The organism is Nocardia sp. NPDC051756 (genome assembly GCF_040681495.1).
Taxonomy (GTDB): domain Bacteria; phylum Actinomycetota; class Actinomycetes; order Mycobacteriales; family Mycobacteriaceae; genus Nocardia.
In genome coordinates, this window is sequence record NZ_JBFAYV010000004.1 from 1,028,398 (window position 1) to 1,040,108 (window position 11,711).

The window sequence follows — 11,711 nt, forward strand, 5'->3', positions numbered from 1 at the left end:
GGGCGGTGGGCGCACTCAACAGACACCGGCGGTGCTGTAGCGGGATCAAGCGAAGCTTGAGACCGCGCCCGCCGGTGTAGAGTGCGCCCGCCCACCGACCCACGGCCCGTCCGCGCGAACCCAAACACGCTCGACTTGCGAATTACGGTTCAGTCGAACCGCTTTCGCACTGTTCGGGAGGCTCGACGTCATGGGACAGGGTGTCGATGTCGCGGCCGGCTTGCCAGTCGCGCCACGCACCCTCGATCGATGGTCGTGACCTGTTTGAGGCGACCACGACCGCGTAGGCGCGTCCGAAGTCGATGGCATCGCTAGAGCTGATGGCTGCGGCATCGCAATATCCGCGCGCGTAGCCGATGGCTTCGAAACACATCAGGTGGGCTTGGCGATTCTCAATCGTCTGCCACCACTGCTCATAGTTCGGCACCCGAGTCATGACCGATCCTCGGGCAGGTCGATCTCGATGCCGACTCCTCGCACGATCTCGGCACCGCTGCGCCCGAGTCGCCGCATGCTGTGCGGATCGAGTCCGATTTCCAATGCGCCCTCGAGCAGGATCGCGAAGCGATGGTAGGGAACTGCATCCAGGGCCGTCTGCACCGCGATACCGGCCAGGACGCCGTCTCGGCGAACGTAGGCACTGTAGGCGAGCAAGACTGCGGCCTGCGCGCGTTCTGGTAAAGGCAGGCTACGAGTGAGATAGGTCCACAACGATTGCGCTGCCTGTGCGTAGTTGCTCAGCGCCGTCGCCATCAAGGCGTCGCGGACACGGTCATCGACCACCAGGGCAGCGAACTGCGCGGATTCAGCATCGGTCGGCAGTGCACCGGCATCGTGTGCGGCGATCAGCCCGAGTACACGCTCGATGCCCCAGCGGAGACCACCATCAGGATTGTCGTCACGCCGTAGCACTGCGGCACGGCGCCGGACCTCGGCGTGCGCCGTCGGCAGCAACCGTTCGACCCGTTCCACTGCCTGGAAATCCGGTTGTATCAAGGCAACAAGCTCGGATCGGGAGGCGTACACCGGTTTCCCCTCCTCGTTCATCGCTGCGGTCACGTCCGAGGATTGCGGATCTGGAACCACGCCCTGGGAGGAAGGATCGAGCAGACTCCACCATCGCGAGCCCGGCTCGATGGCCGTCACCGCCCACGCGCCCTCCAGGCCGATCCGGTCATCGGCGAGACGTTCCACGAGATCAGTGATCAGCGCGGGATGGGGACCGCTATCAGTAGCGGTGGCGTTGTCATCGACCACGACGGCCAGGACTTCGGTCGAGTCAGCGGAGGCGCATACCCTGTCGACGGCGGCGGCAATGATTTCGGCGGGCTCGCCGCAATGGCCAGGGGGCATTTCGAGGTCGAAGCGCATGATCGCGAACACCTGCGCCGAATCGGACGGGGGATGACACTCCGAATCTGCCAACACCACTATGAGCAGGGAACGTTCGGGAACAAAACCGAGCATGGCCGGAATCGCGGCGATGAGATCGCCAGGATCCTCGATATAGGCGTGCGAGGAGGACACGGTAACTCCTTTACTGGGAACAGGATTGGCGCGAACAAACCGAAAACCTGTCGGTTCGTCGCCGCTCACCGGGCGGCGAGCGATCAACCCACCCCAGGCCTCGCAATGGAGTCGTTGGGCGGTGGGCGCACTCCAGCTACGCCGGTGGCGCCAGACGGGTGTCAAGGCGCACGCCCTTCGCGCCTTGACCCCGTCGCCACCGGCGTAGAGTGCGCCCGGCCGCCGCCCAACGACTCCAAAGCCTTGTTACGGGACTGCGGGCCGACCCCAAGGGAGCATTTACCGTTGTCGTCGGGTTCTCAGTTCAGAAGCTGCAGGTACGGGACCTCCCGGCTGCGATTCGGCCGCGATTCGGCCGCGTGCGGAAGCCGTAGCCACGTTCCTCGGCCGCCATACCTACTTCCGGTGTGCTGCTGATCCGTGCTGTTCGACCTCGGCTGTCGCAGGCCCGACCCGGTCGGCGACACCCGCGTCCAGAGACCGGTTGAGCTTCATCAGCGCCTCGACGGTGTCTCCGTGGCGCTGGATGAATTTCTCGCGTGCTGCGCCGCGGCGGAAGGAGACGAATGCCTTGCTGGTCTCCAATTGCGATGTGTACCAGAATAAGTAGGGGACCATCAGGACGAAGTTGACCACGCCCCAGACGATCCACACGTTGTTGTTGAACCACCCGTCGGACGGCATGATTTTCGGGAAGATGTTGTAGTTGGCGATTACTAGCATCAGCACGGGCAGCGTGTAGATGCGCGCCATGATGTAGAGCTCGGGCCTGCGCATGACCAACGGGTAGATCTCGGCGACGCCGAGAATACAGATACTGGCTGCGAAATGCTCCTCCTGGGGCGGGTATCCGCCATATGTGAAGCACAGGTTCCAGGTGGTGTAGATGAAATTCCACGCCATGGTCGTGTAGGCGACGAGTTCAGCATTGCGGCCAGGCAGGATCTCCCAGAAGCGAGGGCTGTACGGAATGGTCAGGCATAACCCGAGACCGACTGCCGCGTTCCAGTAATTGCCGATCTGTGCATCACGCAGCGTCGCTTCCGCGATGTTCAGGAAGAGGATGGCATAGGGGAACCAAAGGAATTTCGGATTCCGCAGCAGGCGCCAGATCCGACCCTCGCGCTGCTCGGCGGCGGCGATGCGCATTGCTCCGACGACGATGAGCGGAATGAGTACGGACAGGATCTTGGCCCAAGAGAACCAGTTGATCAGCCCGATATCGCGGCCCGGCCCCCAGATCCACAGTGGAAAACTGAGTATCGACACAGCCCATACCCACATCGCGGCTCGCGGATGCAGTTGCATGTAGCGAACGATTGCCCAGAGGACGGCGCAGAAAATGAGCATCGAGGCTGCTGTGAGCCAGGTGAATGGAGCGGGATTTCCGTTTACCGCCTCGGAGGCTGCCAATGTCATGTGGTGTCGCCCTTCGCCAGTGCTCGGCTCGAAACAGCGATCAGCGTGGTATCACTCGGTTCAATGCTGCTGACCGTGTATGGCACGTTATGCGCCCCACCTGCATGATCATCATGGCATCCGCATGGCCGAGCCAGAGACTGATGGCCCTGTGCCGAGGGCCGATCGGCCCGATTGGCTGACTCGTCAGCCGTCGTTGGAGACCGCGGCGTTGTTGACCGTGGTTCTTGGAGATCTTGTTGCGCTCGCTCCATACGCGGGCTTAATCTGGTTGTACTCCGGGGGTTGTGGCCGGCAGGCCGAGACCGGAGCAGCGATAATTCCGGGTAACTGTGACGACAGAACCCGAAGACATATTCTTTCCGCTCCTCGCGGAGGTTGCTCGATTCGCTCAATCTCTGAGTAATTCGCGCGGGTAGAGGCGAACTGAAATGAGCCCACACCATGCTAAGCAGCCGCTACTGGTTGGTGCATGTCGAGGGTCGCAGTCGTGGGATCTGCTCAGGGTGGGCGGCATGCACGAGTGCGACCTCGCTTAGTGCGGTCCACAGCCGCGCCCTGCCCGGACGTTATAGCTATCTATTGGCAATCAGCGAGGGCTTGCGTTTGGTCTCGGTATAGAGGAGGTTCAATGCTGCCTAATGCCAATGAATTCCGATCCGGCGACAGCACGGACGGCCATCTGGAATCGCACGATGCGTGACCGCCGCCACACCCAGATCGGGGAGGCTCGCGAGCATCGACTCGTAATCGAGAGCGAGCAACGCGATTCGCCAGACTTGCGCAAGCTGAGCCGTGCCGTCATCGCGCTGGTGCTGGAGCAGAGCAATGTGGAGGAGCAGTAGTGGGAATTGCAGGTGTCCTTGAACTGGCGGTCGCATACCTGCGTGTCTCGGACAAGAAGCAGCTGAACACAGCAAGCGACATCGATCCAGACGGCAATTCGATCGCCACTCAGCGCAGTGTCGTCGACCATCGCGCGGAGGCGCTGCCCGCCCGGATCATCAAGGAGTTCGTTGAGCCGGGGATCTCTGCGCAGACCGTCGAGAAGCGGCCTGCGTTCCAGGCGATGATGGCTTATCTGCGCGACAACCCGCAGATCAAGTACGTCATCGTGTATGCCCGGTCCCGCGCCTTCCGCAACTACATCGATGCTGCCGTCACCAAGCGGCAGCTCGACCTCATGGGCGTGAAGTTGATTTCGGCGCGCGAGGACTTCGGTGACGGTATCTACGCGGACATGATGGCTGCCATCACCGATATCTGGAACGACACGCAGAACAAGCTGTCGGGTCAGGACATCAGCATCAAGATGCTGAACAAGGCCATGAATGGCGGTACTTGCGGCCGAGCGAAGCTCGGGTACGTCAACGCGCGAGTCCTCGTCGAGGGTCATCAGGTCAACACCATCAGGGTTGACGAGGGACGTGCCCCGTTGGTTGTTCGTGCCTGGGAGCTCTATGCGACCGGTGACTACTCGATCGAGGACCTCGAAGCGACCATGGCCGATCTCGGGTTGACTTGCCGGCCAACCGGCCGTTGGCCGGTCGAAAAGCCGGTGTCGGCCAACACCTTGCACAAGATGCTGAGCGATCCGTACTACATCGGTTACGTGGTGTGGAAGGGGGAGACGTATCCGGGCCGCCATGAGCCGCTCATCGAGCATGAGCTCTTCGACCGGGTGCAGGATGTGCTTCGTCGGCGGAGCGCGAACGGCAACCGCGACCGGGTCCACGATCACTACCTGAAGGGGTTCCTGTTCTGCCCACGCTGTCGCGGTAGGGAGGAAGTTTCCCGCCTGGTGTACAGCGAGTCCACCGGCCGGAACGGCACTCGGTACCCGTACTTCATCTGCCGACGAAGCAAAGAAGGCCTGTGCGATCTTCCGGCGCTACCAGTCGAGGCGGTCGAGGAAGCCGTTGCGAGCCACTACCGCACCCTCCAGCTGCCAAGCGATTTCACCTCATCGACCCGGGCACTGCTGGAAGAGGTCGTCGCTGACGAGCAGACGGCCACGCGTGAGATGCACACGAATCTGAATCGTCAGCTGAAGGAACTGGACCAGAAGGAGAGCCGTCTGGTCGACCTCTTGGCCGACGGGTCGATGCCCAAGGCGAAGATTCGTACGAAGCTGATGGAGATCAAGCGCCAGCGCACCCGACTCGAGGCAGGATTGGTCAACACATCTGAGGAGCTTTCGATTGGTACAGGCGTGTTGCGTCATGCACTGGATTTGATCGCCGACCCCTACGCTCTCTATCGCGATGCCGGCCCCGAGGTTCGCAGGCGCCTGAACGAGACGTTCTACCGTCGCTTCTACATCGATGACCTCGCGGGCTCGGTGGTGCCGCGGGTGACAGATGACATGAACCCGGTCTTCGCGGACCTCCACAAGACCGCTCACGCTTGTCGAAGCGCGCAAAGCCCCCGGTCGAAGCGTGCACGTGCAGACCGAAACGCACCAAAGGCCTGCGGTTTGAATAAGGCTGTCATGGTGGGCGCAGAGGGGTTCGAACCCCCGACCGCTGGTGTGTAAAACCAGAGCTCTACCGCTGAGCTATACGCCCTTGATCGTTGCCGACCGGGTTATGAATCTAGCGCGGTGAGCGCTTTCTCCCAAGCCGCCTGGTCACGGGGCTCTCCGGGGCCGTTCATCTCGGAGAATCGGATGAATCCTTCGCGGTCTACGACGAAGGTGCCGCGGTTGGGGTAGCCGGATTTCTCGTTGAAGACTTGGTAGGCCTGCGCGACGGCACCGTGCGGCCAGAAGTCGGAGAGCAACGGGAAGACGTAGCCTTGCTCGGCCGCCCAGATCTTGTGGGTCGGGGGTGGGCCGACGGAGATGGCGAGGATCTCCGCGTTGTCGTTCTGGAACTTGGGCAGTTCGTCTCGCACCTTGCACAGCTCGCCTTGGCAGATGCCGGTGAAGGCGAGGGGGTAGAAGACGATCAGGACGTTCTTCTTGCCGTGGTAGTCCGACAGGCTGACGTCCTGGTTGTTCTGATCCTTGAGCGTGAAATCCGGCGCGACAGTGCCAACTTCGAGCGGCATCGCAAATCCTCCATCGTGTCGGGTTTCCGCCGGGCGGCGCGATCACCGCCCGGCGACACCATAGCGAAAGGTGGGTCAGCGCTGCTTCGAGGGCGCCTTCGGTTGCACCAGGCGGCTACCCGCCCAGCTACCCAGAGCGATCGCCGAGGTCTGAGTCAGACCGGCGGTCGGTGCGGATTCTGCGATTTCGCTCGGTTCTACATGTCCCGGATGTCCGGTTTTGGGCGTGAGTACCCAGACGAAGCCTTCGTCGGCGAGTGGACCGATCGCATCCATCAGTGCGTCGACCAGATCACCGTCCCCGTCACGCCACCAGAGCAGCACGACGTCGACTACTTCATCGGAATCCTCATCGACAAGATCGCTGCCGATGGACTCCTCGACGTCGGCTCTCAAGTCGTCGTCGACGTCCTCGTCCCAGCCCAATTCCTGGACAACCAAGCCGTGTGTAATGCCAAGCTTCTGAGCGTAGTTCTGCGCGTCCGCCGCGGCGACCACGGTGGTGTCCTCCTCAACTCCCGACAATAGGTAGTTGCAAGCGAACATGGTTATGGCCGCCAGCGCAAGCCGATCCGCAGAAAATGGCCCGGAATGTCGCGTGCCAATGTTGTGTCATGGACCGTTTCAGCGCTTCGGGCAAGCGTCGCGGACGGCGTTGCGCGCGTCGTTGACCCGCCTACTTGCGTCGTTGAGCGGCCCGACAGGTGCGGTGTAGGTCATCTTGCGGGTCTCCGCGGAGAGCGCGCGCGCCGCTGTGACGTAATCGGTGAATTTTGTCGCCAGATCCGGCGGCAGGGCGTCCTTGCCGGTGTTGACTCCGGTCTCCACCTTGTTCGCGGCGTCATCGAGGGTTGACGCGGCGAGTTCGCGTTTGGCGGCGTAGTCGCCGGCGTTGGCGTCGTGCGCATCGATGAACTCGTTGTACTTGGAGACCCCGACACCGGTGGTGGTCGGGAACTGCGCACAGTTGTCGGTGATCGCCTTGTCCTGCGCCGCAGCGCGCTTGGACGAGGTCGCCGCGGCCGACGAGGCGGCAGCCTCGGTCTTATAGGCCGCTAGATCAGCGGTATTGGGGTTGGCCGTGCCCTCGACCCGGTTCGCGCAGCCGGCCACGACCAAGCCGACAACGACCGCTCCGGTCGCGCACACCAATCCGAACCCGCGCGGGTCCAGCGTCTTCATCGTCCTCCCGTATGACGTGCGCCTCGCTGGCGCTGGAAAACTATCGCGGCCTCGGCTCATGTTGCCCAGCGCACGGTACTGGATTTCCTGCTGACATGATGACCTGGGGCACACCATCGGCAAGGATGGAGGGTGCGCCCCGACCTTACGTAAACGAGTGGTACGCAAACCCACGCGCCATCACTCGGGGATACCGACGCTATCCGCATGTCCACCCCTGTACGAGGAGCAGATTTGACCGACCTGATCCACTCTTCCGCTCCAGCGCAACCCGCTGGATCCGATCCCGCCGCCACGGCCGGCCGCGATCCGAACGGATCGCAAGTCCAGCCGACCGAGCGTGTTCGGGTTATTCGCGAAGGGGTGGCGTCCTACCTACCGGACATCGACCCGGAGGAAACCAGCGAATGGCTCGAGTCGTTCGATGAAATGCTCGACCGTGAGGGCCCCGGCCGAGCGCGTTACCTCATGCTCCGTCTGTTGGAGCGGGCCGGTGAACGCCGTGTCGCCATCCCCGCGTTGACGTCGACCGACTACGTCAACACCATTCCCACCGAGAACGAGCCGTGGTTCCCCGGCGACGAAGAGGTGGAGCGGCGCTTCCGTGCCTGGATCCGCTGGAACGCCGCGATCATGGTGCATCGCGCCCAGCGCCCCGGCATCGGTGTCGGCGGCCATATTTCGACCTACGCCTCCTCGGCAGCGCTGTACGAGGTCGGCTTCAACCACTTCTTCCGCGGCAAGGATCACTCCGGCGGCGGCGATTCGATCTTCATCCAGGGGCACGCCTCGCCGGGCATCTACGCGCGCGCGTTCCTGGAGGGCAGGCTCGGCACCGACCGGCTCGACGGCTTCCGGCAGGAATACAGCCACGGCGGTCCGGGACACGGCGTGCCGTCGTACCCGCACCCGCGGTTGATGTCGGACTTCTGGGAATTCCCCACGGTGTCCATGGGTCTCGGCCCGATGAACGCCATCTACCAGGCGCGGTTCAACCACTACCTGCACGACCGCGGCATCAAGGACACCTCCGATCAGCACGTGTGGGCGTTCCTGGGCGACGGCGAGATGGACGAGCCGGAGTCGCGCGGTCTCGCGCACGTCGCGGCGCTGGAGGGCCTGGACAACCTGACCTTCGTGGTCAACTGCAACCTGCAGCGGCTCGACGGCCCGGTGCGCGGCAACGGCAAGATCATCCAGGAGCTGGAGTCGTTCTTCCGCGGCGCGGGCTGGAACGTCATCAAGGTGATCTGGGGCCGCGAGTGGGACGCGCTGCTCGGCGCGGATCGCGATGGCGCACTGGTGAATCTGATGAACACCACCGCCGACGGCGACTACCAGACTTACAAGGCCAACGACGGCGCCTACGTGCGCGACCACTTCTTCGGTCGTGACCCGCGGACCAAGGCGCTCGTGCAGGACCTGTCCGATCAGGACATCTGGAACCTCAAGCGCGGCGGCCACGACTACCGCAAGGTGTACGCCGCCTACGCGGCCGCGATGGCGCACAAGGGCCAGCCGACGGTGATCCTGGCCAAGACGATCAAGGGCTACACCCTCGGCAAGCACTTCGAGGGCCGCAACGCCACGCACCAGATGAAGAAGCTGACCCTGCAGGACCTCAAGGACTTCCGTGACCTGCAACGGATTCCGATCACCGACGCCGAGTTGGAGAAGGATCCGTACCTGCCCCCGTACTACCACCCGGGCATGGAGTCGCGCGAGATCCAGTACATGCTCGATCGGCGCAAGTCGCTCGGCGGGTACCTGCCCGAACGACGCACCACAGCTAAGCCGCTGCAACTTCCGGGCGACGAGGCGTACAAGTCGGTGCGCAAGGGCTCGGGCAAGCAGGCCGTCGCCACCACCATGGCGCTGGTGCGGCTGATGAAGGAGCTGCTGCGGGACAAGGAGATCGGCAAGCGGATCGTCCCGATCATCCCGGACGAGGCCCGTACCTTCGGTATGGACTCGTGGTTCCCTTCGTTGAAGATCTACAACCGCAACGGCCAGTTGTACACATCGGTCGACGCCGAGTTGATGCTTGCCTACAAAGAGAGCTCGGTCGGGCAGATCCTGCACGAGGGCATCAACGAGGCCGGATCGACGGCGTCGTTCACCGCGGTGGGTACCTCGTACTCCACCCACGGCGAGCCGATGATCCCGCTGTACATCTTCTACTCGATGTTCGGTTTCCAGCGCACCGGCGACGGTCTGTGGGCCGCGGCGGACCAACTCGCGCGCGGATTCGTGCTCGGAGCAACCGCCGGGCGAACCACGCTGACCGGTGAGGGCCTGCAGCACAACGACGGCCATTCGCTGTTGCTCGCATCCACCAATCCGGCTGTGGTCACCTATGATCCGGCGTTCTCCTTCGAGATCGCGCACATCATTCGCGACGGCCTGCGCCGGATGTACGGCGGCGGCACCCCGGAACCGGGTCCGTACGCGGTGCCCGGCACCGACACTCGCAAGGCGGACGGCGGTTTCGGCGGCGAGGACATCTTCTACTACATCACCCTCTACAACGAGCCGTACCAGCAGCCGGCCGAGCCGGAAGGCGTCGACATCGCCGGCCTGCTCAAGGGCATCTACCGGTACAAGGCCGGTGGCGAAGGCGAGGTGCGGGCGCAGATCCTGGTCTCCGGCGTCACCGTGCCGGACGGCCTGCGCGCGCAGGCGCTGCTCGCCGAGGAGTGGGGCGTGCAGGCCGATGTCTGGTCGGTGACCTCGTGGGGTGAACTCCGCAAGGAGGCGTTGCAGCGCGAGATCGCCGCACTGCGTTACCCGGACGAGGATCACGGCACCGCCTACATCACCGAGGCGCTCTCCGGCGCCGAGGGCCCGTTCGTCGCCGCGACGGACTGGATGCGTGCGGTTCCGGACCAGGTGCGCAAGTGGGTTCCTGGCGACTTCATCACACTCGGCACGGACGGCTTCGGCTTCTCCGACACCAGGGCCGCGGCCCGCCGGGTGTTCAATGTGGACGCGCAATCGATCGTGGTAGCGGCGTTGTCGGGGCTCGCGAAGGCGGGAAAGATCGACAATGCCAAGGTGATCGAGGCCGCGGGCAAGTACCGCATCGATGACGTCGACGCCGCGCCGAAGAACGCCTCGAGTTCCGACGGGGACGGCGAGTAGCGGACGATTGGATGGTGGACCGTAAACCGCCGCGGCCGCGACGGATCTCCGAGGGCTCTTCCGAGCACGAGGTGTATCTGCCGACGGGCGCGCTCTCCCCGAACCGGCAAACCCGCGACCCACTACCGGACACGCTGCTCAAACGCGTGAAGCAGTTCTCAGGCCGTCTTTCTACCGAGGCGGTCGGGTCGATGCAGGATCGGTTGCCGTTCTTCGCCGATCTGGACGCCGCGCAGCGCGCCGGCGTCCAGATGCTGGTGCAGACCGCGGTGGTGAACTTCCTGGAATGGCTACAGGACCCGGACAGCGATATCCGGTTCAGCCTCGACGCGTTCCAGGTGATCCCGCAGGATCTGGCGCGGCGGTTGACGCTGCGCCAGACCGTGGACATGGTCCGGGTGGCCATGGAGTTCTTCGAACAGTGGCTGCCCGCGCTGGCGCGCAACGACCGGCAGCTGGTCGCGCTCACCGAGGCGGTGTTGCGATACGGGCGTGAGCTCGGTTTCGCCGCCGCCTCGGTGTACGCCAGCGCCGCGGAATCGCGGGGCGCGTGGGACACCCGGCTGGAGGCGCTGGTCGTCGACGCCGTGGTGCGTGGTGACACCGGGCCGGACATGTTGTCCCGGGCCGCCACGTTGAACTGGGATGCCACCGCACCGGCAACGGTGCTGGTCGGCACCCCGCCCGGCGAGCAAGGTGTGTCGTCGGTGGGCGCGGTGCACGCGATCGCCGCACGGCACGGCCGCGCCGCATTGGCTGTAGTACAGGGCACTCGTCTGGTGATGGTCGTGAGCGGCCATCTCGGCGACTCCTCTTATATATCTCCGTTTCTGGCCGACCTGCTCGCCGACGTCTTCTCCGACGGCCCGGTGGTGATCGGCCCGACCACCCGCACGCTGGGCGCCGCGCACGCCAGCGCGGTCGAAGCGCTGGCCGGCATGGAGGCCGTGGTGGGCTGGCGCGGCGCGCCACGCCCGGTGCATGCGACCGAATTGCTGCCGGAACGCGCATTGCTCGGCGATCGAGCTGCGATCGACGCGTTGAACGAGTATCTTGTCCTTCCGTTGGCCTCGGCGGGATCGTCACTGGCGGACACGCTCGAGGCCTATCTGGATTGCGGTGGAGCCGTCGAGACGTGCGCGCGTCAGTTGTACGTCCATCCAAATACCGTTCGCTACCGCCTCAAGCGGATTGCCGAAATCACGGGACGTGATCCGATGAATCCGCGGGACGCGTATGTGCTCAGAATCGCCGCCACCGTGGGTCGTTTGACACGAACCCGTAACGAAACGTCAACACCAACCCCAGAGGCCACTCATTTCACATTGGGCGAAGAGGGCCTGTAACGGAATTCGTGGGACGTTCGATCCGATCGACCCACGTGGCCTTTT

Annotated in this window: 9 protein-coding genes and 1 tRNA gene; 3 read left to right on the forward strand and 7 right to left on the reverse strand. The window is 63.8% G+C overall.

Going from position 1 to position 11,711, the window contains the following annotated elements:
* Positions 1–142: 142 nt before the first annotated feature.
* The 3 genes from AB0M22_RS21605 to AB0M22_RS21615 form a co-directional block, all read right to left on the reverse strand.
* Positions 143–436 carry a hypothetical protein gene (locus tag AB0M22_RS21605; RefSeq protein WP_364729409.1) on the reverse strand — a complete coding sequence of 98 codons (294 nt, stop codon included), beginning with the start codon at positions 434–436 and terminating at the stop codon, positions 143–145.
* Complete coding sequence (locus tag AB0M22_RS21610) at positions 433–1,527, reverse strand: DUF4192 domain-containing protein (protein ID WP_364729412.1); 1,095 nt, start codon at positions 1,525–1,527, stop codon at positions 433–435. The genes AB0M22_RS21605 and AB0M22_RS21610 overlap by 4 nt, the downstream gene beginning before the upstream one ends.
* A 396-nt stretch (positions 1,528–1,923) precedes the next feature.
* On the reverse strand, positions 1,924–2,946 hold the full coding sequence (locus AB0M22_RS21615) for a hypothetical protein (RefSeq protein ID WP_364729415.1): 1,023 nt from the start codon (positions 2,944–2,946) through the stop codon (positions 1,924–1,926).
* Between the two features lie 844 nt (positions 2,947–3,790).
* Here AB0M22_RS21615 and AB0M22_RS21620 point away from each other — a divergent pair.
* Positions 3,791–5,482, forward strand: a complete 1,692-nt coding sequence (locus AB0M22_RS21620) for a recombinase family protein (protein ID WP_364729880.1) — start codon at positions 3,791–3,793, stop codon at positions 5,480–5,482.
* Here AB0M22_RS21620 and AB0M22_RS21625 read toward each other — a convergent pair.
* The 4 genes from AB0M22_RS21625 to AB0M22_RS21640 form a co-directional block, all read right to left on the reverse strand.
* Positions 5,439–5,513: transfer RNA gene (locus AB0M22_RS21625), tRNA-Val, on the reverse strand. The two genes, AB0M22_RS21620 and AB0M22_RS21625, sit on opposite strands and share 44 nt — an antisense overlap.
* Positions 5,514–5,532: 19 nt before the next feature.
* A complete protein-coding gene (locus AB0M22_RS21630; RefSeq protein WP_364729418.1) occupies positions 5,533–5,997 on the reverse strand; it encodes a peroxiredoxin in 465 nt (154 codons plus the stop codon).
* A gap of 75 nt (positions 5,998–6,072) precedes the next feature.
* Positions 6,073–6,495, reverse strand: a complete 423-nt coding sequence (locus tag AB0M22_RS21635) for a DUF3052 domain-containing protein (protein ID WP_150408147.1) — start codon at positions 6,493–6,495, stop codon at positions 6,073–6,075.
* A 126-nt stretch (positions 6,496–6,621) separates the two neighbouring features.
* Positions 6,622–7,179, reverse strand: a complete 558-nt coding sequence (locus AB0M22_RS21640) for a hypothetical protein (protein ID WP_364729422.1) — start codon at positions 7,177–7,179, stop codon at positions 6,622–6,624.
* Between the two features lie 207 nt (positions 7,180–7,386).
* Here AB0M22_RS21640 and aceE point away from each other — a divergent pair, with 207 nt between their 5' ends.
* The gene (aceE, locus tag AB0M22_RS21645; protein ID WP_364729425.1) at positions 7,387–10,320 is read left to right on the forward strand and encodes a pyruvate dehydrogenase (acetyl-transferring), homodimeric type; all 2,934 of its coding nucleotides are present in this window, start codon (positions 7,387–7,389) and stop codon (positions 10,318–10,320) included.
* Between the two features lie 11 nt (positions 10,321–10,331).
* Positions 10,332–11,666, forward strand: a complete 1,335-nt coding sequence (locus AB0M22_RS21650) for a helix-turn-helix domain-containing protein (RefSeq protein ID WP_364729428.1) — start codon at positions 10,332–10,334, stop codon at positions 11,664–11,666.
* The last annotated feature ends 45 nt before the right edge of the window (positions 11,667–11,711 follow it).